Source organism: Shinella agrisoli (assembly GCF_046557955.1).
Lineage (GTDB): Bacteria > Pseudomonadota > Alphaproteobacteria > Rhizobiales > Rhizobiaceae > Shinella.
This window is the reverse complement of the sequence record NZ_JBJIEP010000016.1, coordinates 1-26,682: the sequence shown is the minus strand read 5'-3', so window position 1 is coordinate 26,682 and position 26,682 is coordinate 1. Positions and strand designations below refer to the sequence as shown.

General features: G+C 66.1%; 22 protein-coding genes. 13 read left to right on the top strand and 9 right to left on the bottom strand.

Features of this window, described 5'->3' with window-relative positions; genetic code table 11:
• The 5 genes from ACIIOY_RS17155 to ACIIOY_RS17135 all read left to right on the top strand — a co-directional run bounded on the left by ACIIOY_RS17155 (nt 1) and on the right by ACIIOY_RS17135 (nt 3,778).
• Nucleotides 1-1,335 carry a phosphatase PAP2/dual specificity phosphatase family protein gene (locus ACIIOY_RS17155; RefSeq protein WP_411035900.1) on the top strand — a complete coding sequence of 445 codons (1,335 nt, stop codon included), beginning with the start codon at nt 1-3 and terminating at the stop codon, nt 1,333-1,335.
• Nucleotides 1,332-1,772 carry a hypothetical protein gene (locus ACIIOY_RS17150; protein ID WP_411035899.1) on the top strand — a complete coding sequence of 147 codons (441 nt, stop codon included), beginning with the start codon at nt 1,332-1,334 and terminating at the stop codon, nt 1,770-1,772. Before ACIIOY_RS17155 ends, ACIIOY_RS17150 begins: the two co-directional genes overlap by 4 nt.
• Nucleotides 1,766-2,419 carry a lysophospholipid acyltransferase family protein gene (locus tag ACIIOY_RS17145; RefSeq protein WP_411035898.1) on the top strand — a complete coding sequence of 218 codons (654 nt, stop codon included), beginning with the start codon at nt 1,766-1,768 and terminating at the stop codon, nt 2,417-2,419. Before ACIIOY_RS17150 ends, ACIIOY_RS17145 begins: the two co-directional genes overlap by 7 nt.
• On the top strand, nt 2,416-3,348 hold the full coding sequence (locus tag ACIIOY_RS17140; protein ID WP_411035897.1) for a phosphatidate cytidylyltransferase: 933 nt from the start codon (nt 2,416-2,418) through the stop codon (nt 3,346-3,348). The genes ACIIOY_RS17145 and ACIIOY_RS17140 overlap by 4 nt, the downstream gene beginning before the upstream one ends.
• 91 nt (nt 3,349-3,439) lie before the next feature.
• Entirely contained in the window at nt 3,440-3,778 is a 339-nt protein-coding gene (locus tag ACIIOY_RS17135) for a RidA family protein (protein WP_411035896.1), read from the top strand.
• Nucleotides 3,779-3,833: 55 nt separating this feature from the next.
• Here the strand turns inward: ACIIOY_RS17135 and nadE are convergent, their stop codons facing one another.
• From nadE to ACIIOY_RS17110, 5 genes are read right to left on the bottom strand one after another with little or no spacing between them, the layout of a single operon-like run.
• The gene (gene nadE / locus ACIIOY_RS17130) at nt 3,834-4,814 is read right to left on the bottom strand and encodes an NAD(+) synthase (protein ID WP_411035895.1); all 981 of its coding nucleotides are present in this window, start codon (nt 4,812-4,814) and stop codon (nt 3,834-3,836) included.
• Complete coding sequence (locus ACIIOY_RS17125) at nt 4,811-6,331, bottom strand: class I adenylate-forming enzyme family protein (protein ID WP_411035894.1); 1,521 nt, start codon at nt 6,329-6,331, stop codon at nt 4,811-4,813. The genes nadE and ACIIOY_RS17125 overlap by 4 nt, the downstream gene beginning before the upstream one ends.
• Before the next feature lie 13 nt (nt 6,332-6,344).
• A complete protein-coding gene (locus ACIIOY_RS17120) occupies nt 6,345-6,599 on the bottom strand; it encodes an acyl carrier protein (protein WP_411035893.1) in 255 nt (84 codons plus the stop codon).
• Nucleotides 6,600-6,603: 4 nt separating this feature from the next.
• Nucleotides 6,604-8,559 carry an asparagine synthase (glutamine-hydrolyzing) gene (gene asnB / locus ACIIOY_RS17115; RefSeq protein WP_411035892.1) on the bottom strand — a complete coding sequence of 652 codons (1,956 nt, stop codon included), beginning with the start codon at nt 8,557-8,559 and terminating at the stop codon, nt 6,604-6,606.
• 5 nt (nt 8,560-8,564) lie between these two features.
• Nucleotides 8,565-9,674, bottom strand: a complete 1,110-nt coding sequence (locus tag ACIIOY_RS17110; protein WP_411035891.1) for a hypothetical protein — start codon at nt 9,672-9,674, stop codon at nt 8,565-8,567.
• A gap of 423 nt (nt 9,675-10,097) precedes the next feature.
• Between ACIIOY_RS17110 and ACIIOY_RS17105 the strand changes: the two genes are divergently transcribed.
• The 3 genes from ACIIOY_RS17105 (at nt 10,098) to ACIIOY_RS17095 (ending at nt 15,145) form a co-directional block, all read left to right on the top strand.
• On the top strand, nt 10,098-11,228 hold the full coding sequence (locus tag ACIIOY_RS17105) for a glycosyltransferase (protein ID WP_411035887.1): 1,131 nt from the start codon (nt 10,098-10,100) through the stop codon (nt 11,226-11,228).
• Between the two features lie 156 nt (nt 11,229-11,384).
• On the top strand, nt 11,385-13,547 hold the full coding sequence (locus tag ACIIOY_RS17100; RefSeq protein ID WP_411035890.1) for a GNVR domain-containing protein: 2,163 nt from the start codon (nt 11,385-11,387) through the stop codon (nt 13,545-13,547).
• 329 nt (nt 13,548-13,876) lie between these two features.
• The gene (locus ACIIOY_RS17095) at nt 13,877-15,145 is read left to right on the top strand and encodes a glycosyltransferase family 4 protein (protein ID WP_411035889.1); all 1,269 of its coding nucleotides are present in this window, start codon (nt 13,877-13,879) and stop codon (nt 15,143-15,145) included.
• A 48-nt stretch (nt 15,146-15,193) separates the two neighbouring features.
• Here ACIIOY_RS17095 and ACIIOY_RS17090 read toward each other — a convergent pair whose 3' ends face one another.
• Complete coding sequence (locus ACIIOY_RS17090) at nt 15,194-16,006, bottom strand: hypothetical protein (protein WP_411035888.1); 813 nt, start codon at nt 16,004-16,006, stop codon at nt 15,194-15,196.
• A gap of 442 nt (nt 16,007-16,448) precedes the next feature.
• Here ACIIOY_RS17090 and ACIIOY_RS17085 point away from each other — a divergent pair, with 442 nt between their 5' ends.
• Together ACIIOY_RS17085 and ACIIOY_RS17080 are read left to right on the top strand one after the other, a co-directional pair.
• Nucleotides 16,449-17,579 (top strand): glycosyltransferase, encoded by a 1,131-nt coding sequence (locus ACIIOY_RS17085; RefSeq protein WP_411035887.1) that lies wholly within the window; start codon nt 16,449-16,451, stop codon nt 17,577-17,579.
• Nucleotides 17,580-17,592: 13 nt separating this feature from the next.
• The gene (locus ACIIOY_RS17080; protein ID WP_411035886.1) at nt 17,593-18,741 is read left to right on the top strand and encodes a glycosyltransferase family 4 protein; all 1,149 of its coding nucleotides are present in this window, start codon (nt 17,593-17,595) and stop codon (nt 18,739-18,741) included.
• A 29-nt stretch (nt 18,742-18,770) separates the two neighbouring features.
• On the opposite strand, the gene ACIIOY_RS17075 is transcribed toward ACIIOY_RS17080, so the two are convergent.
• Entirely contained in the window at nt 18,771-20,504 is a 1,734-nt protein-coding gene (locus tag ACIIOY_RS17075) for an alpha/beta fold hydrolase (protein ID WP_411035885.1), read from the bottom strand.
• A gap of 316 nt (nt 20,505-20,820) precedes the next feature.
• Between ACIIOY_RS17075 and ACIIOY_RS17070 the strand changes: the two genes are divergently transcribed.
• On the top strand, nt 20,821-21,792 hold the full coding sequence (locus tag ACIIOY_RS17070; RefSeq protein ID WP_411035884.1) for an NAD-dependent epimerase/dehydratase family protein: 972 nt from the start codon (nt 20,821-20,823) through the stop codon (nt 21,790-21,792).
• Between the two features lie 32 nt (nt 21,793-21,824).
• Nucleotides 21,825-22,739 carry a glycosyltransferase family 2 protein gene (locus tag ACIIOY_RS17065; protein ID WP_411035883.1) on the top strand — a complete coding sequence of 305 codons (915 nt, stop codon included), beginning with the start codon at nt 21,825-21,827 and terminating at the stop codon, nt 22,737-22,739.
• Nucleotides 22,740-22,790: 51 nt separating this feature from the next.
• Here the strand turns inward: ACIIOY_RS17065 and ACIIOY_RS17060 are convergent, their stop codons facing one another.
• Together ACIIOY_RS17060 and ACIIOY_RS17055 are read right to left on the bottom strand one after the other, a co-directional pair.
• Nucleotides 22,791-24,266 carry an oligosaccharide flippase family protein gene (locus tag ACIIOY_RS17060; protein ID WP_411035882.1) on the bottom strand — a complete coding sequence of 492 codons (1,476 nt, stop codon included), beginning with the start codon at nt 24,264-24,266 and terminating at the stop codon, nt 22,791-22,793.
• A complete protein-coding gene (locus tag ACIIOY_RS17055) occupies nt 24,266-25,696 on the bottom strand; it encodes a hypothetical protein (RefSeq protein ID WP_411035881.1) in 1,431 nt (476 codons plus the stop codon). Before ACIIOY_RS17055 ends, ACIIOY_RS17060 begins: the two co-directional genes overlap by 1 nt.
• Nucleotides 25,697-25,999: 303 nt before the next feature.
• Here ACIIOY_RS17055 and ACIIOY_RS17050 point away from each other — a divergent pair, with 303 nt between their 5' ends.
• Nucleotides 26,000-26,494 carry a cupin domain-containing protein gene (locus ACIIOY_RS17050; protein ID WP_411035880.1) on the top strand — a complete coding sequence of 165 codons (495 nt, stop codon included), beginning with the start codon at nt 26,000-26,002 and terminating at the stop codon, nt 26,492-26,494.
• Nucleotides 26,495-26,682 lie beyond the last annotated feature (188 nt).

The window sequence follows — 26,682 nt, the reverse complement described above, 5'->3', positions numbered from 1 at the left end:
ATGGGGGAAGGCGTTGCACCGGTGCTCATCGTCGACCGCCGCGCCGTGTTCCGCGCGGCGGCGCTCTGGCTCGCGTTTCTCGCGCCGTTCTTCTACCTGACCTACGGCACCGCGAACTGGCTGGCCTCGCTCAGGACGGGCGTGCCGAACCTTGCCTTCGGCTGGGAACGGCATATCCCCTTCATCGCCTGGACGATCGTACCCTACTGGTCGATCAACGCGTTCTACGCGCTCTCGCTCTTCGTCAGCGACACGCCAGAAGCGGTCGGCCGGCTGGCGCGGCGCTACCTGACGGCGCAAGTCATCGCGGTCGCATGCTTCATCGCCTTCCCCTTGCAGGCGATCTTCGTGCGGCCGGAAACGGACGGACTGCCGGGCTTCATGTTCGCGGTCCTCGGCGGTTTCGACAAGCCGTTCAACCAGGCGCCGTCGCTGCATATCGCGCTGCTCGTCATCATCTGGGACCATTGGCGCGGCCGGCTCGGCGGGGCATGGCTTGCCGCCTGGCACGTCTGGAGCCTGCTGATCGGCCTTTCCGTGCTCACGACCTGGCAGCATCACATCATCGACATCCCGACCGGCGCGCTGCTCGGCCTCTTCGCCCTGTGGCTGTTTCCGGCACGAGGGTCTTCGCCGCTCGCCGGCTTCCGGGCGACGGACGAGCCGGGGGCCTGGCGGCTCGCGACCTGCTATGCCGCCGGCGCCGGCGCCCTGCTCTTCCTCGCCGTACCGGCGACGCGGGATTCCGGTGCCGGGCTCCTGCTCGCCTGGCCGGCCCTCGCGCTCGCCATCGTCGCGCTCGGCTATGCAGGTGCCGGCCCGCGCGTCTTCCAGAAACAGGCCGATGGCCGCATCAGCCTTGCCGGCCGCTGGCTGCTGCTGCCCTATCGGCTTGGCGCACGGCTGAATCTCCGCTGGTGGACAAGGCGGTTTCCGGCGGCGACGGAGATTGCCGACGGCGTCTTCCTCGGCCGCATTCCGGCACGCGGAGAGCTTTCGACCTATGTCGCGGTGATCGACATGGCGGCGGAGCTGCCCGGCATCGTAATGCCCGGCCTCGCCTGGCACGCCTTCCCTTCGCTCGACCTGCTGCCGGTCCCGGCCGCACGCATCCGTGAAGCCGCCCTGGCGGTCGAGGAGGCACGGCGGCACGGTCCCGTCCTCGTCTGCTGCGCGCTCGGCTTCCAGCGCAGCGCCGTCGTCGCGGCATGCTGGCTGGTGCGCGCGGGCCTTGCCGCGAACGCCGCCACGGCCGTCGCGCAGATCAAGGCGGCCGGGCGCCCTGTGCATCTCGCATTCGAAGCCTATGCCCTCATCGAGGAGGGGGCGCGATGACCGAATGGAAAACGATCGCGGCCGATACCGCCGGCCGCCTGCGACGCGACGGCCTGATCGGCGGAGCTCTCGCGCTGCTGATTCTCGCCGCCGCGCCGCCCACCGCGAGCGCCCACGGTTTCGCGGGACCGCTCGCGTGGTGGCTGCTGCTCGCCTCCTGCCTGCTGGCGCTCGCCCTGTCGGTCCACCTCCTGTTCGATGCCGCGCTCTTCTGCCTCGCCGGGTCGCACGACGAGGAGCCGGCCGGGCTTGCCGCCATCGACGACGTGCTCGCCCGCATGGGGCTCCGCCGGCGCGACGGCATGCCGCGCCCGTTGAGGGAGCGGATTGCGGGGTGCCGCAGGCTCGTCTGGCGGCAGCGGATTGCGCTTACGGCGGCTGCGCTGCTCTACGCCGTGCTGCTGCTCGACGCAACGGACGGGGCAGGCCTATGCTGAGCGGCGGCTCCCTCCTCCAGGCCGTGTCCGGTGCGCTGCTCGCCGGCTTTTCCCGCGCCATAACGGGCGTGCGGCCCATCTGGGCCGGCTCGGCACCGAACGGGCGCCAGCGGATCTACTTCGCCAATCATGCCAGCCACGGCGACTTCATCCTGATCTCGACCTGCCTGCGGCCCGCCGAGCGCCGCCGCACCGCCGCCGTCGCGGGCGCCGACTACTGGAACGCCGACCCGGTTCGCCGCTTCATTGCCGGCAGGATGCTGAGGACGGTGCTTGTCGAGCGCAACTGGGTCGAGCGCACGGCCGATCCGATGCAGGTCATGCTCGCAGCGCTCGGGGCCGGGCAATCCCTGATCTTCTTTCCGGAAGGCACGCGCAACATGACGGAGGAACCGCTCCTGCGCTTCCGCTCCGGCCTCTACAACCTCGCCGCCGCCCGGCCGGATGTCGAGCTCGTGCCCTGCTGGATCGAGAACATGTCGCGCGTGCTGCCGAAGGGCGCGCTGCTGCCGGTCCCGCTGCTGTGCCGCGTCGTCTTCGGCGGGCCGATCGCGCTTGAGGAGGGAGAGGACCGCAAAGCCTTTCTCGACCGCGCCCGCCAGGCGCTGCTGGCGCTTGCTCCCCGAAAGGATGGAAACCGCCGATGAGCGACGACACCACACGTCTCTTCCTGGGCCTCGTGGCCGTGCTCGTCACGGCGAGCGTCGTTGCCGGCATCCTCTCCTGGCGCAGCGCAAAACCGCTGCCGGCGACGCTCGACAATCTCAATGCACGCATCAAGGCCTGGTGGATCATGGTGGCGGGCATCAGCATCGCCTTCCTGTTCGGCAAGGGCGGCGTGATCCTGCTCTTCGCCTTCGTCTCCTTCGCGGCATTGCGGGAATACGTGACGCTCACCAACACGCGCCATGCCGACCGCTGGACCCTGCTCGGCATGTTCCTCGTCGTCATACCGGCGCAATACTACCTGATCTGGATCGACTGGTACGGGCTCTACTCCATCTTCGTCCCGGTCTACTGCTTCCTCGCCATGCCGGCGCTGACGGCGCTCCGCGGCGACACGTCCCGCTTCCTCGAGCGGGTCAGCGAGCAGCAATGGGGCATCATGCTCTCCGTCTACTGCATCAGCCACGTGCCGGCGCTGGTGACCCTGCCCATTCTCGGCAACGAGGGCCGCGGCCTTCTGCTGATCGCCTTCCTGATCGCCACCGTGCAGGGCAGCGACGTGCTGCAATACATCTTCGGAAAGCTCTTCGGCCGGCACAAGGTCGCGCCTAACATCTCGCCCTCGAAAACCTGGGAAGGCCTGATCGGCGGCATCGCCAGCGCCTCGCTGCTCGGCGCCGGCCTCTACTGGCTGACGCCCTTCTCGCCGCTCGAAGCGGGTGCGCTCGCGGCCCTTGCCTGCATCATGGGCTTCTTCGGCGGCCTCGTCGCCTCGGCGATCAAGCGCGACCGGGGCGTGAAGGACTGGGGCCACATGATCGAGGGCCATGGCGGCATGCTCGACCGGGCCGACAGCCTGGTCTTTGCAGCTCCCGTCTTCTTCCACATCGTGCGCTACGCGTGGACGTGAGGCGCGCATTGCACTCCGGCTTCCTTTCGGGCATTGGTGCCTCGCTGCCGATTTCCGGCAAAGACAATCCTATCCGAGAGAGGAGAACCCGATGATCAAGCGTATCAAGCCCGGCCAGCGCTTCTGCCAGGCCGTCGTCGTCAATGGCGTGGTGACCACGGCCGGCGTCACGGGCGCAGGTGCCGACACGGCCGCCCAGACCCGCGACATCCTCGCGCAGATCGACGCCCTGCTGGCCGAGGCCGGCACGTCCAAGGCCAAGCTCATCAGCGCCAACATCTGGCTGCGCGACATCGCCCATTTCAGCCAGATGAACGAGGTCTGGGACCAGTGGGTCGACAAGGACAACCTTCCGGTCCGCGCGACGGTCGAGGCTCGTCTGGCAGCGCCCGAACTGCTCGTCGAGATCCAGGTCACGGCGCTCGCCTGAGCTACCGGCGGTCAAGGAGGACCGCGGCTGCGATGGCGGCCTCGGCCCGCTCCTTTCAGCCCATGACGAGCGGCGGGCAATGCAGGTAGCGCGCGACCTTGCGCTTTGCCGCTATATCCGCCCAGACCAATTCGACGTCCTTTGCGGCAAGGCCCGCCGCCTCCGCGACGGCTTGCGCCGAAAGGGCGTTTTCCAGGCCGTAGAGACATATGTCCATCTTGTCGTAGGGCAGGGCGAAGTAGAATTCCTCCTGCGTCTGGGGCAGCGAATAGGTATCGGTGGTCGGGGGACGGGACAGAATCTCCGCGGGCACGCCAAGATGGGCGGCAAGCTGGTAGACCTGCGACTTGTAGAGATGGGCGATCGGCTTGATGTCGGCCGCGCCGTCGCCGTTCTTGACGAAGAAGCCCTGGTCGTATTCCAGCCGGTTCGGCGTGCCGAGCACGGCGAAGTTCAGCCGGTCGGCATGGTAATATTCAAGCTGCTTGCGGGTGCGCTGCTTCATGTTCGTCGCCGCGACGATGCCGAGATAGGCGCTCGCCGACAGGCGCACCTTGCGCATCCCGCCCTCCGGCGAGCGCACGACGAGCGAGGAGATATTATAGCCGCCCGACGTCATCGGATTGTCGAAGACGATCTTCGAACCCCAGCCGGCCTTGTATTCCGGCACGGCCTCGCGGATGAAGGCGTCGCGGCGCTCGTAGCATCCCATAGCCGCCAGCGTTGGCCCGATGTCCTCGACGACGCTGTCGATGCCGAAGGTCTCCGCCACGCTTCGCCCGAGCCGCAGGCTTTCCGGATCCGAATCGTTTTCCGGCATGAAGAGGGCAAACACGTTCTTCGGGCCGACGGCCTGCACGGCAAGCGCCGCCGACAGGCTCGAATCGATGCCCCCGGAAAGGCCGAGCACGAGCCCGCGCTTGCGCAGGTCGACGCGCAGCCGCTCCCGCATCCAGGCGGCGATGCGCTCCACCTCGGCAGCGGGATCGAGCACGAGCGGCGTGAAGGAGGGCGTGTGGGACATGGGTGCGGTCATGCATTCGATCCTGTCATGATGGCGGGTTCGGCGGCGAGCCGGCGGCTTGCCTTGCCGGATTCGGTCTTGGGCAGAAAATCCCGGAATTCGACGATCTTCGGGACCATGTGATCCTCGAGGTTCTGCGCGCAGAAGCGCATGACGTCCCGCTCGGTCAGCGCCGTGTCGGACGCGACGACGATCGCCTTGACGGCCTGGCCGAGGACATCGTGGGGAACGCCGACGACGAGCGCCTCGGCAACGCCCGGCATACGATGCAGCACGTCTTCCACCGCCTTCGGCGCGACCTTTTCGCCGCGCGGCTTGATGATGTCGTCGGTGCGGGCGACGAAGGTGAGGTAGCCGTCCGCATCCGCGGTGAAGAGGTCGCCGGTATGGAGGCGGAGCGCGCCGGTCTGCGGGTCGGGCCTCAGCGCCTTGGCTGTCGCTGCCTCGTTCCGCCAATAGCCCCGCATGACGTTGGGTCCGCTGATCACCAGTTCGCCGACCGTACCGGGCGGCACGGCCCGCCCATTCTCGTCCACCACCTCGGCGCGGGCGCCCGGTATGGCGATGCCGACCGAGCCGCGCCTGGCGTCGATCTCTTCCGGCGGCAGGAAGGTGGCGCGCGTGCACTCGGTCTGGCCGTACATCGAATAGATGCGGACATGCGGGAGGAAGGCGCGCAGCCAGTCGAGATGGGCGAGCGGCAACGGCGCGGCTGCGCTCGTCACGTAGCGAAGGCTCGAAAAAAGGGCCGGGTCGAGGTCGCGGGCCTGCATCATCATGGCGGCCATCGCCGGAACGAGCGGAAAACCGGTGACGCGCTCGTCCCGGATCCGCTCGAAGACCGCCTGCGGAAAGGCAAAGGATTTTTCGACGACCAGGGTCGCGCCGGCAAGCGTGGCGGTCACGAGCTGGTTGAGCCCGTAGCCGAAGGACATGGGCAGCACGACGAGGATCGTGTCGGCAGCGGTGTTTTCGAGATAGGAGGCGATCGACCGGGCGGCGGCGTCCATGTTCTCGTGAGCGAGCATCACGCCCTTCGGTTCGCCCGTCGATCCGGAGGTGTAGATCAGCGCGGCAAGGTCGGTATCCGGCAGGGGCCCGCCCGCGAACGGCTCGGCGTCCAGCCCCGCCTCGAAGCTCCCGCCGTCGCCCGTCGCGAGGCGCGGCACGGACTCCAGCTCGCCCGCCGCCGCGACGAGCCTTTCGAGCCGGCCCTCCGCGACCACCATGGCGGGGCTGCAATCCCGTGCGATCTGCGAGAGGCGAGGGGCCTTGGTCGACGGGTTGACCGGGCAGATGACCGCGCCGGCGATCCAGGTCGCGAAAACCGTGACGGCGGCCTGCCAGCCGTTGTCGAGCAGGAGAAGGACGCGGTCGCCACGCTTGACGCCATTGGCACGGAGCGTCGTCGCCATGCGGGCGGAGAGGTCGAGGAAACGCGCGTAGCTCAGCCGCATCTCGCCCGCGACGATGGCCGTATGATCGCCGTCGCGCGCGGTGCTGTCGCGAAGATACTGCTCGATCCGCATGGTTCTTCCGCCGTCAGGCCGCCTGCTTGCGCGCGATGAAGCCGGCGATGCGCTCGATCGTATCGAGATTGGCCGGCACGATGTCGGCGTCCGCCACGGCTATGGCGAAGCGCTCTTCGAGAAAGCCGACCAGCTCCAGGATGCCGGTGGAATCGATGAGGTCGTTGTCGATCAGCGACAGGTCCGCCGGCAGCGGTTGGCTATCGTCGCCGAACAGGAAGTTCTCCACGATGAAGGAGCGGATGGCGGCTTTGGTTTCGTCGGTCATTTTCTCAGCTTATCCCGATGCTCGATGCGGTTGCGATGGATCGTGCGGTCCCGGCGCCGCCCAGCAGCTCCGTCGACAGGATCCCGATGAAGGCCGCGTTGTCGCGGAAACCGGTCGCCTGTCCCTTCAGGACCTTCTCTTTCAGCTTGCCGACCGCCTGGACGTTGAACAGCCCGCTTGCCGCCAGCCGTTCCGGCGAGAGCACGGTGTCGAGGTAGCCGGCTCCCGCCGCCCCGGCGAAAGCCTCGGCGTCCGGCGCGCGATAGGGCTGCTTGGGGCGGTCGATGATCGCGGCCGGCACTATCCCGCGCGCGGCCTCCTTGAGGAGATGCTTTTCCCTGAGCCCGAGCAGCTTGGCGTCGGGCGAAAGGCGCGCGGCAAAGGCGACGACCCGGTGGTCGAGGAAGGGGAAGCGGCCCTCCACCGCATTCGCCATCATTACCCGGTCGCCCTGGCTGGACAGGATGTAGCCGGGCAGCAGGAAGGCCGTTTCGAGATATTGCGCCTGATGCAGCGGATGCCAGCGGCCGAAATCGGCCGGCAGCCGCTCGGCAAGCTCGGCGGCGGCGTCATAGCCGCCGATCGCGTCCCTGAGGCCGGCGGAGAAGAAGAGCTTCGCCGCGGCCGTGGAGCGAAAACGCGGACGATGGGAGTAGAGCGGGTCGTCAAGCGTCTCCGAGCCGAAGGAAAAGAAGCGCGCGAGATATTCGGGCGACTGCTGCTGGAGGCCCGGCAGGTAGGGATAGAGCCGTTGGAAGAGGCGGGGGCGCCGGGCCGAGTCCGGCTGGCGGCCGCAGAAGCGCCTCACCCGCGCCTCTCGGAAGAGGTCGTACCCGGCGAAGATCTCGTCCGCGCCTTCGCCCGTGAGCACGACCTTCATGCCCTGGTCGCGCACCCGTGCCGAAAGCATGTGGAGCGGGACCGGCGCGGTACGCAGGATCGGGCATGCGACATGGCGCATGACGTCGGGCATGCGCTCCACGATCGCTTCGGTCGGGCATGCGACGCCGTCCGCCTCGGCGTCGAGCGTCGCGGCCATCTGCCGCTGCCAGCGGCTTTCGTCGTGCTCCCGGCTGCTGAACGTCAGCGAGAAGGTCCTGAGGCCCCGTGTCACGGTTCGGGCCGCAAGCGCCGCCACGAGGGAGGAATCGAGGCCGCCGGAGAGATAGGAGCCGACGGGCACGTCGGCACGCAGGCGGATGCGGGTCGCATCGTCAAGCAGCGCGCGCAGTTCCTCCGCCTGCTCCCCCATCCGTCCGGCCGGCAAGGCGTCGTTCCGGTCGGGATAGGAAAGCTGCCACCAGGACCGGATCGCGCGGTGGCCGTCCCGCACGATCATCACATGTCCGGGCGGAAGTTCGTCGATGCCGCGGAAGGCCGTGCGCGGCGGGATCGGGCACCAGAGGGTGAAGATCTGGTCGAGCGCCACCGGATCGATCTCCGCCGCCATGCCGGGCAGGGCGAGCAGCGCCCCGATCTCCGAGGCGAAGAAGAGCGCGCCGTCATGCTCGGCATAGAAGAGCGGGCGCACGCCCATGCGGTCGCGGGCGAGCACGAGCGTGCCCGTCCGGGCGTCGTGCAGGGCGAAGGCGAAATCGCCGTTGAAATCCGCCAGGCAATCGAGCCCCTTCTCCTCGTAGGCGGCGAGCAGCACTTCCGTATCGCAGGTCGTGCGGAAGCGATGGCCGCGCGCCTTGAGGTCGTCGCGCATCTCGACATAGTTGAAGATCTCGCCGTTGAAGGAGACGGCGAACCGGTCGCCTTCGCTCGTCATCGGCTGGGCGCCGTCGGCAAGGCCGACGATGGAAAGACGGGTATGGGCAAGCCCGGTATCGCCGCGCACCAGCGTGCCCTCGGCGTCCGGCCCGCGGTGCCGCAGCGCCGCGACCATGCGGCCAAGGTGGCCTGCGGCCTGTTCGGGCCCGATGTCCTTTCCGTGATATCCCGCTATCCCGCACATGCCGCCTACCCGAAACGATCGCCGATGAGGCGGGTCCAGCCCTCGCCGGCAAGGCCGTTGAGAAAGGCCCGGCCGCTGGTCATCGCCTCCAGAAGCGCCGGATCGCGCGAATGCACGACGGTGGAGGATGCATGCAGGAACGCGCATTTCTTGCCGATCATCGCCTGCAGGAGAGCGGGTTGCGTGCGGCCGCGGATCGCCACGAGACCGCGCTCGTAGGCATTGCGGATGAGGCAGTCGATGACGATCGATTCCTGCCCCGGCTCGGCCATGATCTGCACCGCGCGGCCGATGCCGCAGGCATCGCCATAATAGAGATAGAGGCCGATCGCCTTGCCGGAACGGGTCTTGACGACCTGCTGCACCCGTTCACCGTAAAGGGCCTTGCGCTGTGCGTGCCGGAGCATGGTCTCCAGCACCGGCGGTTCCCAGCGAGGACGGAGCGCGAACTTTTCCACGAACTGCCGGCAGGCATCGATGAATTCGCCATCCGCGGCCGGGGCATCGATGAAGGCGTCGGCCTTGCCGGCAAGCGGCGTATAGTGGGACCATGCCTGCTTCCCGCCGCTCCGGCGGACGAGCGCATCGACGGCCCGGGCGAGGGGGCTCGCCAGCCTCGCGGCCGGAACGCGCCCTGCAACGGCCTCCAGCGCGAAGGCGGCCGGCTTCAGGATGCGCAGCCATTCCAGGCTGTAAGGGGCAAGAACGGTCGCGCGCGCGGTCCGCCACATCTCGGTGGAAACATCGTTGGACGTTTCGCTGAAGGAAAGGTCCTGGGGACCGGAAAGCACGTCACGCAGCAGGCGCGCGCCCGCGAACGGGTCGCTGTCGCGGTCGTCGCAGGCGAACGTGCCGCAATTGGCCGCGCGCAGGCGCCGCCCCTCGAATTCCATCTCCACGGGCAGGACGCCGAGAAAGCCGGATACGGTGCCGTCGGCGCGGACGTGGACGCGGGAATAAAGCTCCGCATCGCGCGCCACGCCGTCGAGAAAAAGCGCACGGAGATAGGCCTTCAGGTCGCCGCTCGCCGGCTTGCCGTCCTTGCGCAGCAACCGCTGAAAGAGGCCCGCGACGGCCTCAATGTCCCCCGCTTCAAATGAACGTACGCTCGACATCGCAACCCACTCAGAACCTGTTCCGTTCCGGTTCCCCGGCGCACAACCGCCGTGGTGCCTGCTTACGTGACGACCGTGAAGAAAAGGTCAAAGGACGGCATCCCCCACGTTCGGGGGCGTTCTGCAGCGACGATGTGCGAGGGCAAAGAGATTTTCTCCTGCGCCCTCCACCCGCCGGCATGCTCTTTATCTTGGAGAGGATTACCGCAAATATACTAAGAAAAGCGTCGGAAGCGCCGCAATACTTCTCTGTTTTATCACCTTATTAATCGTGTTCGATTGTTTTGGGATTTTCTTTCCCGAAACTGGTCATGAAGGACGAGATGGGAAGGATTTGAATCAGAAGCGAGCGATCGGCTTCACGCTTTCTCGACACTGTTGCGCTATCCCGGCGGTACCTGCCCTGTCTTCCGGGAGTTCGCGTTGAAGGTTGCCCTGGTTCATTACTGGCTCGTGGGAATGCGCGGTGGCGAGAAGGTCCTGGAGACCTTCTGCGACATCTTCCCCGATGCCGACATCTTCACCCTCGTCGCAGAGCCCCACAAGCTCTCCGCCAAGCTGCGCCGCCACAGGCTGACGACCTCCTTCCTCCAGAAGATCGGCGGGCGGCGGCACTACCAGAAGATGCTGCCCCTCATGCCCTATGCGCTCGAGGCCCTCGACCTGACCGCCTACGACCTCGTCATCTCCAGCGAGGCGGGCCCCGCAAAGGGCGTCATCACCCGCCCCGACGCCCTGCATGTGTGCTACTGCCATTCCCCCATGCGCTACATCTGGGACCTCTATCCCCAGTACAGGGCAGAGGCCGGCCTGTTCACGCGCATCGTCCTTTCCCTCTTCGCCCCGCGGCTGCGCCAGTGGGACGTCACCACCTCGCACCGCGTCGACCGCTTCATCGCCAACTCGGCCTATGTGGCAAAGCGCATCGAGAAGTTCTACCGGCGCGAGGCCACCGTCATCCACCCGCCCGTCGAGGTCGGCCGCTTCAAGATCACCAAAGGGCCGAAGGACTACTACCTGTGCGCCGGCCAGATCACCCCCTACAAGAAGATCGAGCTGGCCGTTGCCGCCTGCACGCGCATGAACCTGCCGCTCGTCGTCATCGGCGAGGGCGCCTCGGCCAGGCTGAAGCAGTCCGCCGGCCCGACGGTGCGCTTCCTCGGCGCGGTCTCGGACGCGCAGATGGAGGCCTATTTCTCCGGCTGCCGGGCGCTGCTCTATCCGGGCGTCGAGGACTTCGGCATCGTGCCGCTGGAGGTGATGGCGAGCGGCCGGCCGGTGATCGCCTTCGGGCGGGGCGGGGCGCTGGAGACGGTGGTGGAGGGCCGCACGGGCCTGTTCTTCCACGAGCAGAGCGTCGAGGCGCTGATGGCCGCGCTCGCCCGGTTCGAAAAGGAGGCCCACCTGTTCTTTCCCGCCGAGATCCGAGCCCATGCCCTGCGCTTCGAGCCGCACCGCTTCGAGCGCGAACTGCGCAGGTTCCTCGCCGGCCTTCCCGGGATCGCCATGACGGCCGAACCCGCCACCGCGCAGACCATCAAGCTAACCGCATGAAGGAGTATTCGGCATGAGGCCGACCGTCCGCCCTTCCGCGAACGGAGGGAGGAATTACGGTAAATGATATCTTAATACATCGAAAATACGATTCGCCCGAGCAGTCGTGATTCCCGCCATCACAACACAGAGAGACCGCCTGAACGGTGCCGAAGCATGGTTGACGCCACCAACCCCTATGTCGAACGCGCGGACGTGCAAAGCACGGGCACCATTCCGCAGATCGATTTCGCGCACCTCTTCTCGGTACTACGCAACCGTTTCCTGATGATCGTAGCCGTTACGGCCCTTTTCTGCGGCGCGTCCGTCTTTCTTTCCCAGCTCCTCAGGAACTACTACATTTCCACCGTGAGCATTCTGGTCGATCCGGAAGGCTCGCGCATCGTGGAAGGCGAGATATACGGCGAGAGCCGGGCGACGGAAGCCCGCACGCTCAACCAGCAATATATTCTGACATCGGTGAAGGTCCTTTCCGCGGTGGTGGAATCACAGGGCCTGGCGGACGACCCGGATTTCGGAGCGGCCCAGCCCTATGAGCCCGACCGGCAGAAACGCGCCCAGAGGGCGCTCGCAACCCTTCAGAACGCGATTGCGGCCGAGCTCAACAAGGCCAGCTTCGTCATCGACCTGTCCGTGACGTCCTACGATCCGGTCAAGTCCGCGAAAATCGCGAACGCCATCGCCAACACCTATATCGAAACCCGCATCGAGATGAACAACGGCGTCGTGCGGCAGGCGACGACGGATCTTTCGGCGCAGCTGGCGAGCCTCGAAAAGGCGGTGGAGGACGGCGACCGCGCGATCCAGGCGTACAAGGCGGAGCACAACCTGGTCGATGTCGCGGGCCGGCCCACCGTCGAACAGCAGATCACCGACACGAACACGGAAATCACGCGCATCTCCGCGAGCATCGCGGAGAACGAGGCCCTGATCTCGGAACTGGCGCTTGCGCGCTCCAACCCGGACTATCTGCGCTCGACGCCGGACTCCTCCCTGACGCCGGCGATCATCGAACTGCGCACGCGGTATCATACCGCTCAGGAGCAGGAATCCGTGCTCCGATCGCAGTTCGGGGACCGCCATCCCTCCCTCCTGAGCGCCAAGGCGAGGACACGGGCGGTTTCGTCCCTGCTCGACAAGCAGTTGAGGGATTTCACGACATCGCTTTCCCGCAACGGCGAAAAGCTGAAAGGCCAGCGGGAACTGCTCCGCAAGAACCTTTCTGCCCTGAAGGCGAGCCTGAACGAGACCGACCAGTCGATGGTCCGCCTGCGGGAACTCGAGCGCAAGCTTGCAAGCGACCGCGCGGTCTACGAATCCTTCCTGTTGCGCACCCGCCAGCTTTCCGGCCAGGAGCGCACCGTCAGCGAGAATCCGCAGATCATCTCGGCCGCGCAGGTACCGCTGACCAAGGCAGGCCCCAAGCGTTCGCTCATCGTAGCCGGCGCGACAGTGCTCGGCGTGCTGTTCGGTTGCGGCATCGCGCTCGCGAGGGATCGCCAGCCGCCGGAACATGAGCCGGCGGAGGAGCATGCAGCCGCCGGCAGGGCGCGTCCGGCGGGCGACCGTCCGCAGAAGCGGCTTTTCGCCTGGTTGCGCCGCGGCAGGAAGGCGAAGGAAGCGCATGCGCGGAAGGAGGACGCGGCCGGGCAGCCGCACGCCACGGCCTTCACCGCATCGCACACCTCGCGGACGATGCCTTTGATGGAGAACCTCCAGGGCAGCTACGCCGAGATCGCGCAGCAACTCGCGCTGGAGGCCGAGGGCCGGGGGAACTATTCGCTCGTGCTTTATTCCACGCAGGCGCACGGCAACGCCTCCCGGACCGTGCTCCACCTGGCGCGAACGATCGCCCGCGGCGGCAAGACGGTCCTTCTGGTCGACGCCGAGGCCGAAGCCAGCCTGACGCGGCAGGCGTCTGCCGTCGGCCTTCCCGGTCTGCTCGACTCCGTTTCGCTGCAGAGAATAGAAGGGGATTTCATCAACCTCGCCAATACGCGGGGCCTCTGGCTGATGCCCGCCGGGCGCAGGTCGCCGCGTGTCTCCACGAGACGGAGCTTTGAGACGGGGACGCTGCCGGACTGGCTGAATGAAAGCGGCAGCATGTTCGACCTCGTCATCGCCTATGCCGGGCGTTTCGACCAGCCGAAACCCATTCCCGCGGTGGAGATGGCCGCGGACCGTTTCGCCGTCCTCGGAAGCCGGTTCAACCGGAAAGGCGCCGAGAACGCGGTGGCATACCTGAAGCAACGGGGCCTCTCGCCGGTCGCGGCGCTCTTCGTCAACGACGAACAAAGCAGCCTGCCGCGCGCCAGCTGAGGGCTGTGCTCCCCGCCGCATGCCCGCGGGATCCGCAGGCGATTTTTACAATGTCATTAAGCATACCCTCATAATGCGTTCCTCTTCAGGCGCCGGGCGTTACTTTTTGCATCGAATTATCAATATCGAGACGAAGTGGCGCTAACGTTCCGGGAGGGCGCCGCGATGAGCCGCGGCCGCCCGCCAACGCATCGTGCCCGGGAGCCGGTCTTGTCTGTCGTCGAAGGAAGAATGGAGATCGTGATCGCCACCATCGTGCGGCGGCGCATTCGTTCTGAAGTCCTTCCTTCGGCTAGGTGCCCCGGCTTTCCCAAGTCGCGGGAGCATCGATGAGCGCGGCGCCGCCTATATCCCGCGTCGTGCTGCTCAACGACTTCTCCATCGCACGGGGCGGCGCAACGACGCTCGTGCTGTTGCTGCTGCGGCTTTTGAGGTCCCGGAACGTTCCCGTCACGATGATCGTCGGCGACGATGGCAACAATCCCTCCTTCGCCGAGCTTGGCGTCGACGTCGTGAAGCTCGGCCAGGCCGCGCTCCTGGGCGGCAATCCCCTCCGGACGGCGGTCAGCGGCATCGACAATCGATCCGCAAGCGCCGTCGTCTCCGACTGGATCGACCGGAACGACACGCCGGGTACGGTGTATCACGTGCATGTCTGGTCCCAGATATTGTCGCCGGCGATCTTCGTGCCGCTGCGCAAGGTTGCCGAGCGCACCGCCATCCACGCCCACGACTTCTTCCATGCCTGCCCCAACGGTGCCTTCATGGATTACCGCAAGGAGGAGAGGTGTCTGCGCGTCCCGCTCGGCCGGGACTGCATCGGCACCAATTGCGACCGCCGCTCCTATGCGCACAAGCTCTGGCGCGTGGCGCGGCAGGCAAGGCTCTTTTCCGCCATGGGACGGGACGTGCCATGGGGAAAGATCGTCCTCATCCATGAGAAGATGATCGAGGGCTTCATCCGGGCGGGCTATCGGGCCGGCGATCTCAAGGCGGTGCGAAACCCGGCCCTGCCATTCGTCCCGGAGCGCATCGCCGCCGAACGCAACGAGAGCTTCTTCTTCATCGGCCGCCTGGAACAGGAAAAGGGGCCGCAGGATGCCCTGGCCGCCGCCCGGCTGGCGGACGTGCCGCTCGAGATCGTCGGGGACGGCCCCATGCGCGCCGAACTGGAAGCGCAATATCCGGAAATGACGTTCCACGGCTGGCGCGAGCAGAAGGAGATCGGCGCGCTGATCGGCAATGCGAGAGCCCTCGTCATTCCCTCGCGCCTTCCCGAGCCCTTCGGGCTTGTGGCGGCAGAGGCCGCGGCGAGCGGCATACCGCTTATCCTGACCGACATGGCCTTCCTGGCGGACGACGTGGTCAAGCGGGGCATGGGCATCGCCTGCAACACGCAGGACAACGCCGCCTTCGCCGCGGCCCTTCGTGAATTGGCCGCGATGCCGCCAGAAACCATGCGGCGCATGAGCGAGCGTGCCTTTGCAAGCGGCATGAAGCTTGCCAACACCCAGGCGGACTGGGTCGATGCGCTGCTTGAGATCTACGGGGAACTGGCCGGCAGACCGCCCGCCGCCGATCGGTCATACGGGACATAGCCGGCAAGCCGCTCCGGTCGGCGGATCGCCCATCCCCCCGGAATGCGCCTAGCCGCCTGGCCGTGTCCGGCGGGAAACGTTGTAGGCGATCGTACGCAGCCTCCGTTTCACGCCGCGCAGAGCGCGGCGCCAGAGCGGCAACGGCCCATCGAGCCAGAGGACGTTGACAGGCAGCGAGCACATCGCCTTCCCGCTGGTGCGCAACGGCGCATGCGGGTTCGTCACCTCATAGAAGCATTCATGGTCGGGCCACTCGTAGGTGTCTTCCCAGGTCCAGCTGTCGTGGGCCTGATAGTGCTCCTTCAGCCTGCGGGACAGGTCCCTGTCCGTGGGCAGCATGGCGGACGAGGGGCCGAGGCGGGGGATGTTCCTCTCCATGAAAGGCAGCACCCTGTCGCTGGCGTAACCCGTCACGAAGAGCCGGAAACCGCGCTGCTGCTTCAAGTGCGATACCGCGCGGAACACCTGAACATGCTCCTCGTGCCCGTACTCTCCCCATGGATTGTGGGTGACAACCAAGTCGCCTTCCTCGACATGTCCCTGCAGGGCTTCCGTCAGCAGGTGGAAGTTCCGTGCGTATTCGTCCGTGTTCCGGCCGCACGCGATGCCGTATGCCGTCTCCACGGGCCTGCGCCAATCCGCCATCTGATAGACGTTGGACTCGGTTATGTTCAGGCTGACGGCCGATTTCAGGGGGAAGTCCTGGAGAAGGGCGCGCCGGCCCTGGCTGACTTTCGCGCTCGACGGACTATCGCCGTAGCACAGGACGATCTTCTTCGCGCCGCTAAGCAGCGAGCTTGCCCACAGGATCTCGTCGTCGGGATGCGCCACGACGACAATACACCCTTTGAAATCATCCAAGCCCAGCATCAAACGTGTTCCGGGCGGCAGGAATAACGTCGGTTCATACTCTTTTGCATCCCGTCAAAGAGTTTTTCCATTCCCATGAGACAAGCGCACAATACAATCCGCTTGAACGCAAGAGGAGTTGCCGCTTCGTCGAACTTCCTTCGAAGGAAGCCATGAAAATATTAAGAAAGTTGGCGCGTTCCGGCGTTGAAATTTCCAGTCGGGTATACCCGCACAAAGCCGTGCGCCAAATCAAAGCTGCCGCCGGGCAAACCTCAAGAATTCTTATCACCTTATTAATCGTGTTCGATTGTTTTGGGATTTTCTTTCCCGAAACTGGTCATGAAGGACGAGATGGGAAGGATTTGAATCAGAAGCGAGCGATCGGCTTCACGCTTTCTCGACACTGTTGCGCTATCCCGGCGGTACCTGCCCTGTCTTCCGGGAGTTCGCGTTGAAGGTTGCCCTGGTTCATTACTGGCTCGTGGGAATGCGCGGTGGCGAGAAGGTCCTGGAGACCTTCTGCGACATCTTCCCCGATGCCGACATCTTCACCCTCGTCGCAGAGCCCCACAAGCTCTCCGCCAAGCTGCGCCGCCACAGGCTGACGACCTCCTTCCTCCAGAAGATCGGCGGGCGGCGGCACTACCAGAAGATGCTGCCCCTCATGCCCTATGCGCTCGAGGCCCTCGACCTGACCGCCTACGACCTCGTCATCTCCAGCGAGGCGGGCCCCGCAAAGGGCGTCATCACCCGCCCCGACGCCCTGCATGTGTGCTACTGCCATTCCCCCATGCGCTACATCTGGGACCTCTATCCCCAGTACAGGGCAGAGGCCGGCCTGTTCACGCGCATCGTCCTTTCCCTCTTCGCCCCGCGGCTGCGCCAGTGGGACGTCACCACCTCGCACCGCGTCGACCGCTTCATCGCCAACTCGGCCTATGTGGCAAAGCGCATCGAGAAGTTCTACCGGCGCGAGGCCACCGTCATCCACCCGCCCGTCGAGGTCGGCCGCTTCAAGATCACCAAAGGGCCGAAGGACTACTACCTGTGCGCCGGCCAGATCACCCCCTACAAGAAGATCGAGCTGGCCGTTGCCGCCTGCACGCGCATGAACCTGCCGCTCGTCGTCATCGGCGAGGGCGCCTCGGCCAGGCTGAAGCAGTCCGCCGGCCCGACGGTGCGCTTCCTCGGCGCGGTCTCGGACGCGCAGATGGAGGCCTATTTCTCCGGCTGCCGGGCGCTGCTCTATCCGGGCGTCGAGGACTTCGGCATCGTGCCGCTGGAGGTGATGGCGAGCGGCCGGCCGGTGATCGCCTTCGGGCGGGGCGGGGCGCTGGAGACGGTGGTGGAGGGCCGCACGGGCCTGTTCTTCCACGAGCAGAGCGTCGAGGCGCTGATGGCCGCGCTCGCCCGGTTCGAAAAGGAGGCCCACCTGTTCTTTCCCGCCGAGATCCGAGCCCATGCCCTGCGCTTCGAGCCGCACCGCTTCGAGCGCGAACTGCGCAGGTTCCTCGCCGGCCTTCCCGGGATCGCCATGACGGCCGAACCCGCCACCGCGCAGACCATCAAGCTAACCGCATGAAGGAGTACTCGGCATGAGGCCGATCCTGTTCAACGGCAAGTTCCTGACGGCGGACCCGACGGGCGTCCACCGCGTCGCCGAGGAGCTCATCCAGGCCCTCGACCGCCTCCTGGCGCCGCTGGATGGAGGCGAGGGCATTCCCCCGACGGCCGTGCTCGCCCCGACGACCGCCAGAAGGCATCCCGTCCTGTCGCGGACGCCCGTCATTGCCAAAGGCCTCCTCAGCACCCTCGCCAAGGGCATCGCCTGGGAACAGTTCACCCTGCCCTGGCTTGCCCGCAAGGGCGTGCTCGTCAGCCTGTGCAACCTCGGCCCGGTCCTCCATCCCCACGCCGTGACGATGATCCACGACGCCCAGGTGTACCTGACGCCCCGATCCTACTCGAAGGGCTTCCGCCTCTGGTACAGGTTCCTCCAGCCACTCATCGGGCGCACGAGCCGCAGGATCCTGGCGGTGTCGCATTATTCCAAGGAGCAGCTCGTCCTGCACGGCGTCGCGCCGGCAGACAAGATCACGGTCATCCACAACGGCTGCGACCATATCCTGGCCTGCCGGCCCGATCACGGCTTCGTGGCCGCAAGCGGCCTGCAATCGGGGCGCTACGTCCTTTCCCTCGCCAATACCCAGGCGCACAAGAACATCCCCATCCTGTTCGAAGCCTTCAGGGACGGACGGCTGGGCGACCTAACGCTGGTGCTGTTCGGCGGCGCCTCGCGGGACGACTTCGAGCGGCTGGGGGCGCGCGTCCCGCCGAACGTGCGTTTCGTCGGCCGGATCGACGACGAGAAGGTCGCCGCGCTGATGATCCATGCCCGCGCCTTCGCCTGCCCGTCGACGACGGAGGGCTTCGGCCTGCCGCCGCTCGAAGCGATGATCCTCGGCTGCCCGGCCATCGTCGCGCCCTGCGGCGCGCTGCCGGAGGTCTGCGCGAACGCCGCCCTGACCGCAGACCCCCACGACGCCGGCCGCTGGGTCGAGCAGATCCGGGCCCTCACCGACGACGCCGCCCTCGCCGAGCGCATGCGCGCCGAGGGGCGGAAGCACGCCGCCGCGTTCACATGGGAAAACGCCGCCCGAAAACTCGCCCAGGTCCTCGACATCCCCATCCCGGAAAAGCGATACAGCCAGCCGGTGCAAGAAAAACGGCGGGCAGCCGGATAGCGACGGCCGACGGCGCGGCCCGGCTTTCGCTAGGGCGCAAGCCGCAGCGCCGTTTCTTGCAGTTCCGCCTGCCAATATTCCCTGGCCGGCGCGGTCGTCAGGTTGTGGTCGGCCTCGGCGATGAAGACGAGGTTCGTATTGTCGTAGCGCCGCATGAGATAACCGCGCTTGCCGAAATGGGCCTCGAGGTTGGGCACGCCGATGTCGCCTTCGCTATAGATAAGCGACACCCGCGTGCCGTTCGCGGCCATCGCCTCGAAATCGCGCGTTACCGCGCGCAGGCTGCGCGACAGGAACGGGAAACGCACCAGCACCGGCAGCGCCGTCGCGACACCTTTGGAAACGAGCATCCGCGACAGGTTGCGCACGCCGCGCCCCACATTGACCTCTCCCCGCAGGACCCGCTTCCAGAACCCGCCGCTGCGCATCTTTTCTCCGTAGCTTGCGAGCGGTTGCAACGAGGCGCCGATGAGCGCATCCACATCCGTGTCCGGCGGCAGCGAGAAATCGAACGGATTGACGGGAACGACCGCCTTGACCGCTTCATAGCGGACACCGCTTCTGAAGGCCGTATAGGCGCCGCTGCACCGGCCGCTCAAGACAACGGCGGAAAGCCGGCGCTCTTCCAGGAAAGCCATGGCCTCCCCGACATCGCGCACGAGGCTCTCGTCGTACATGACCTGATCGGGCGCCTCCGGATGGGGCGGGCTGTCGGCGACGTTGGCAAAGTCGAACCGGAAGGCCGGTATTCCCGCGCGCGCCAGATCCCGGCAGATCCGCGTGGTAATCCGTCCCCAGCCCGACATGCGATCGTAGCCCGTGGACAACATGATCACTGTAGCGCCGCGACGGGGACCTTGCGGCTCGCACAATATCCCGTAGAGGCGGTTCCCCACCCCGAAGCGGACGGGCATCTCGTTGAATCCGTCGCCGGCAAGCGGTCGGTTTTCCGGGAAGGCGGTCCGGGGGGCGGCCGTGTCCTCTCCCTTCAGCCCGCAGGCCCACGCCACCAGTTCGCCGATCGCGGCCCGCGGCGGAACCGACAGCAACACGTCGCGGATGAACCGGTCGTAGCCCTCGAACGGCATGGTGCGCGTTCGCACGCCGAGCGAGGAGAGGTGCTCCAGGAAGGCCGCATCGCCCGCCCGCCCCTCCTGCGACAGGACGAGGACATCCGGGGCCGGGGCCTTCACCGGCCTGGAGATGTCCAAGGCCCGGATGCCGGCGAGAATGGCGTCGGGTATCCTCTGCTCGCCCATCGCCGGACCGCTGGGCGGTGTGGCGTGCTTGATCGCGCCGTGGTCGGCCATGCGGCTCAACGCCATGAATTCGCGTACCCAGCGCCGGCCGGACGTCGCCGGCGCCGCCATGGCGATGCCCGCGACATCCCCAAGGGCTTCGGCCGCACGCCAGGCCAATGCCGCCCCTATGCTGTGCCCGACCAGCAGCAGGCGCTTGGCCCCGGACAGATCGCGCAGGACGGACGCTGCGGAAACGATGCTGCGGTGCCAGATGTCGAGGCCGGCGGAATAATCCTCAAGGTCGAGCGCATCGCCGGTTCCGGGATAGTCGAAACGCAGGCTGGCGATGCCCTGCCGGCCGAGATCCCCGGCCAGCATCCGCCAGAACTTGCGGGCGCACAGCTCCTCGAATCCCCAGGAACTGACGAACAAGACGGCTGTATCGGCCGGCCGGGCGGCCTCATCCGCCGGTCTGTAGAGACCGACGGTCCCGGCAAATGTTACGGGGAAATCCGCGGCCATGTATTTTCCTCCAGCCTGCGCCGCGATAGTCGCCGCGGAGAGGCGGGCGTTGTTCCGGGCGGACATGCCGTGCATCAGCAAACCTTTCCAAGCGCCAATACATCGATCGGCGCGACTTCGATCAGGCCATAGCAAAGCGGAATTTCATTAAGAAACTCGAATTGCTTGCCGCTCATCGGCGCAAGCGGGAGGCGTTCTTGCGGGCGAGGTTCGAATTCGACGTTACAGCTTAAGCAATTGTGCAGAAGTTGTGCTTATTAGAATTATCTCGCGCGCCTTGATTTTGCGCCCTATTCGTCTCAGGAGGCATATCTCGATGGCAGGTGAAACTCCCAGGCACGCCCTCGTCTTCGGCGGCTCTGGCTTCATCGGAACGCATCTTGTGCGCAGGCTTGCGGGAGAAGGAAACCGCGTGGTCTCGGTCGACATACGCCCCCCGCGCGAAAGGCTGGACGGTGTCGCCTATCTGCACGGGGATGTTCGCGACCTTTCGCGCTTCGATCCCGGCATGAGGATCGACCGCATCTACAATCTCGCCGCCGTCCATACGACGCCGGGCCCTCCGGCCCACGAATACTATGAAACGAACATCCTCGGCGCGACCTCGGTGACGGCGCTGGCGCGCCGGCTCGATATTCGCGAGATCACGTTCACCAGCTCCATCTCCGTCTACGGGCCGGGCGAGGAGACCAAGCGCGAGGACACGCCTCCGGCGCCCGAGACGCCCTATGGCTGGTCGAAATACATGGCCGAGCGCATCCAGCAGGCCTGGATGGAGGAGGACGAGCGCCGCCGCCTCGTCATATGCCGCCCTGCCGTCATCTTCGGTCCGGGCGAGGGCGGCAATTTCACGCGCATGGCGAAACTGCTGAAGAAGGGGTTCTTCGTCTATCCGGGCCGCAAGGACACGATCAAGGCGTGCTTCTACGTGGAGGACCTGCTGGACGCACTGGACTTCGCCGCGCGGCGGGAAGAGCGCTTCGTTCTCTTCAACGGCTGCTATCCCGATCGCTATACGCTCGAGCAGATCGTCGAGACATTCCGCACGCAGCACATGCGCGGCGCCAGGACCTTCCTCGTGCCGCGCGGCGTGGTGACGCTCGCGGCGACGATCCTGCGCCCCTTCTCGGTGATGGGGCTGGGTATCCACCCCGACCGCGTCATGAAGCTCGTGCGCTCGACCGACGTCGTGCCCGGCTGGCTGGAGGCGGCAGGCAGGGCGAGCGAGGGCAGGCTTCCTTCCGCGATCGACCGGTGGAACGCCGAAAGCGGCGGCCGCTTCGTTTAATCCGGCAAGCGGGAAAGCGTGAAGCGCCTCGAATGAGCAAGGACCAGGACATGAACATGCGCAAGGATGGCCTGACCATAGCCGTCGCCATCGCCACCGCGGGACGGCGGGATATCCTGACGCAGACGATCGTCTTCCTCAACGATCAGGAGCGCAAGCCGGACGAGTTCTTCATCTGCCCTTCACGCCCGGAGGACGTGGATGCCGAAGGGCTCTCGGCATATCGCGGCGCCATCGAGATCCTGCCGGGTCCGGTCGGCCTGCCGCACCAGCGCAACGTGATGGTTGCGGCCTCCAGGGCCGATATCATCGTCTTCTTCGACGACGACTTTCTCCCGGCCGCCAACTACCTTGCGGAAGTCGAGAAGCTGTTCATGGACAATCCCGACATCATGGTGGCCACCGGCCACGTGATCGCGGACGGCGCGCGCGGCCCGGGGCTGGAGTTTGAAGAGGGACGGAAGCTGCTGGAGGCGGACGTGCTTCGCCAGCCCCCCTCCATCTCCCCCACATTCAACGGCTACGGCTGCAACATGGCCATCCGCCTGGCGCCGGTGCGCGCCCATGGCCTTCGTTTCGACGAGAACCTGCCGTTCTACGCCTGGCTGGAGGACGTGGATTTTTCACGGCAGCTGGTGGCCTATGGCAGGATCGTGCGAGCCGACCAGCTGCGCGGCGTGCATCTCGGAACCAAGAAGGCGGGACGCAGCCCCGGAAAGCGGCTCGGCTATTCGCAGATCGCCAACCGGATATACATCCACCGCAAGGGCAACATGCCTCTGTACCAGGTCTGGGAAGGCACGGTCAGCAACCTTCTTTCCAATCTCGTCAGAAGCATCACTCCCGAGCCCTGGGTCGACCGGCGGGGCAGGCTGCAGGGAAACCTCCTCGCGATCAGGGACCTCCTGACGGGCCGGATCGATCCCAGGAACATACTCGACATGTAGGATGAGGAGAGGGCGGCTCCTTGACGGGTCAATTCGGCCTAAGATGCTCCGTCATCGCCTGAAGTAGGCCGCCGCCCTTTCCGCGACATAGGCTTCGAGGCCGGCGGGCCGTCCGCTCACCCACCACAATCCATACAGGCTGGCGACATAGATCGCACCGTAGACGAGCCCCACCACGGCGATGGCCGGGTAGAGATAGGGGCCGTACTGCGTCAGATCCGGCACCCCGTAAAGGAACACCACGGCCGGGACGAGCGCGACCATGGGATGGAGGCTGCTGCGCAACTGGTCGCGGAACGGGATACCGGCGATGGCCTTGACGGACAGGAGGGTCACGAGAAGGAGCGCGACGCCCGCGCCGGCCTTGGCCGCGATGGCGCCGGGGATGCCGGCCAAGATGATGCCGGCGACCGTCAGGGGAACGCGCACCGCAAGCTCGACGAAGGAACGCAGCGCGACGAGGCGGGGACGGTCCAGCACCAGCATCAAGGCCGCCATCGGAACCGTCGGCAGAACGAACAGGCTCGTCAGCGCGACGCCTGCGAGGATGGGCGCGCCGCCGCTCCAGGCAGGTCCGAGCAGGATATGGACCACCGGGCCGGCCATCAGCGCCATGAAGCACATCACCGGCGCCATCAGCATGACGATGCCGGAGCAGGCCTTGAGGTATGCGCCCACCAAGTTGCCCTTCTCCCGGGCGTTGACCAGCGCGGAAAACAGCGGAACCGCCGTCGGCTGCACGATCGCCTGGAACGGCAGCGCGGCGATGTCGTTCGCCGTCGTGAAGCGCCCGAAGGAGGTGACGTCGATGTAGAGCGGCAGGATGAGGCGGTCGACCTGCCAGTTAAGGGCCGAAACGACCTGCGACACGAAGTTCCAGCCCGTCATCCTGGAGAACAGCGACCACTCGGCGAGCGACAGGCGCGGGCGCATCGGCGCCATGACGTAGGACACGCCCATCATCACGACGGGAGTCGAGACCGTTCCGGCCGCCACGGCCCAATAGTTGCCCGTGCTCACGGCGATCGAGATGGCGACCGCCCCGGCCACGCCCTTGCCGAGCAGTTCGAGAATTCCCTTGCGGCGGAAGTCCATCGCTTTTTCGAAGATCACCATGCGGGGGCTGATCATGCCGCGGGCGGCGGGGGCCAGCGCCAGCGTGCAAATGAGCGGCATCAGCCGCGGGTCGCCGTAAAGGGACGCAAGCGGCCAGGACAGGCCCGCCATCAGGCCGGCGACCAGCAGGCCGCGGATCAGTCCCAGCGTGAAGGCCGTGCTGTACATGCGGTCCGTCACTTCCGGCTGGCGGACGAGGACGAAGGTCAGCGGCAGTTCCAGCACGGCTTCGACGATATAGATGACCGTCATCGCGGTCGCCACGAGGCCGAAATCGGCCGGCCCGAGCAGGCGCGCCAGCACGAGGAGCACAGCGAAATCGATCAGGCGCGACGACAGCCGCGCCCCCACGGTCCATATGCCGGCCTGGATCGTTCGGGTGGACAGGGAGGCGCCTTCTGCGGCAGACATCAGCGGGACCCTTCCGGATAGACGGCGAACGAAGGGCGCGGCGTGGCGGAGGAGGAGCGCACCGGCGCCGGCCACGCGGCCGCGGCCGCCAGCGCGTAGATGCAGGCGTTCATGATGCCGAAGTCGGCGGAGGTGCCCACGAGCGTCGCCATGATGAGCACGGGCGGCATGTAGAAGCGGACCGCGTTGAGGATGGCCGCCGCGGTCGCATCGCCCGGCTGCGCCCTGCGCAGGAAGGTCTGGAGCATGAAGCCGTAGTAAAGGAGCCCGCCGACGATGCCGGTGTTGCTGAATACCGCCACGATGCCGTTCGATGCCCGCGTCGCCCCCATCCCGACGCCCAGCCCCCAGGTGTCGAGGAGCGCCTGCAGGGAAACCGCCGTCCACATGCTGCGCTCCTCGAAGGAGTCCGAGGACGTCTTCTGGAAGATGATCGTGTCGACAAGCTTGATGAACGGATCGAAGAGCGCGGGATATGTGAGCGCCAGCACGTAGATGGCGCCAAAACCGAGGACGATCGCCCAGAACTCCGCCACGAGCCCCTCCCGCGCCACGCTTCCCTTCCGGGCCGCCAGCAGCCGCCAGAACCATTCGAGCGCCGCAACGCAACCGAAGACGCCCATGCCGGCATAGGCGGCGGACGAGGTGGAGAGCAGTGCGAAAAGCGTCAGCAGGACGATGAGGCACGGCGCCGCGTAAAGCCGCAGCCAGGGCTTAACGATCGCACGGCGGAAGAAGTAGATCGCCGAAAGGAACGATACGGCGAGGGACCCGTAGGTCGATGCCTCCGGCATCAACCCGACGATGCGTTTGACGTCCGCGATATCGACATCCGTCAGATAGGCATATTTTGCGGTGCGGAACATGTCGAGGTAGGGGCCGAGGCCGGCGAGATCGATCATGCCTGTCAGCACGACCATGACGCCGCCGACGCAAAGGGCCGACAGCACATGCTGCCGCGTCGAGGCGGACCGGAAAGCCAGCGCGCAGGCGAACACCGTGACGATCGAGATCGTCAGGTACATGAGCTGCGAAATGTTCTGCTGCGTGGGATAGAGCGGAATCCCGCTGGTCGTCTCCTCCAGGCGCATGGGGATGATCGTCACGAGCCCTGCGAAAATCCGCGGCATGAACAGGGTGACCCATACGGCGACGATCCAGAACAGGAACAGCAGCAGGCATTGCGAGGGCCGCAGGGCGATGTCCAAAATGCGCGACAGGCCGCTGGCGCCGCCCGCATAGATGAAGATGATGGCGAGAGCCACGATCGGGGGCGGGGTGAAGCTCAGGCCCTGCGTCAGCTCGGGCGGGATGACCGCGAGCGAGCCGAAGGACATGGAGGCGAACAGCAGATAGAAGATGAACGGGCCCCGGCTTGCCATTCCGATGAGCAGGAGTACCCAGAACAGAATGACAGGTATCAAGTCCATTTCGCTCTCTTCGCAGACAGGACGCGGTTGGCCGCGCCGCAGCAGGGGGCATCAGAGAACGACCAAACCACAGTGCCGTGAATCTTTGCTTAAGTCCGGCGCGTGTTGGCGTATCCCCGTGTCCCTCGCGCTTTTCTGCAGGCGCCGGCGGCAGATGTGTCCCGAAATGGGTCAGGCGCCGCCCGGACGCCGCCGGCAATCGCGAATATCGCCGGATCGATAAGGTTTTAACGGCTTTTTCAACCGGGCGCTCATCCTTGTTTCCTATGGTGCCGCCGAAGTTGGGTTAGAGGGAGCAACATCTTGGTTCTGAAACTACTGGTAGCAGGTGCCGTCGCCGTTGCCGCGCGCCGCACGTCCGACAGCCCGTTCGCGCGCGAGCGCGTCACGACGGTGTTCAAGCGCGCGCGCGAACTCAAGATGCGGGACGCGCCGATCGAGCCGAGCTGGATCATCAGCGGCTCGCCCGTGGCGCGTGCGGCCGACCATGTCAGGAGCGCGGACGATTCCTCCTTCTCGGCCCTGTGGGATTGCACGGCCGGCACTTTCCGCTGGTATTTCCATTGGGACGAGACGGTGGTCATCCTGGAAGGCGAAGTCCACATCACCGCAGAGGACGGGTCGTCCTACACGCTGCAAGCCGGCGACATGGGATATTTCGCAGCGCGCACCTGGGCGACCTGGCACGTCGACAACTACGTGAAGAAAGCCGCCTTCATACGCAGGCCCTTCCCGTCACCCGTCGCGGCCCTCTATCGTCTGCGAAACGCCTTGCGCCCGCAACGGAAGGGCTTCTGACGCGCACGAGCCGGCAAAGGCCTGCTCTTCCACCGTAAGAGACGGAAAGCCTCGATGGCATCTGGCAATCGAGACGGATTTTCTGTTTGTTCATGCCTGGTGTGTTTGAGATTTTTTGATTTGAGCGGGCCTTTTGGTCCTTGAGCGGGATGGAATGGATGAGCAGCAAGATCGTACCCGTCATCATG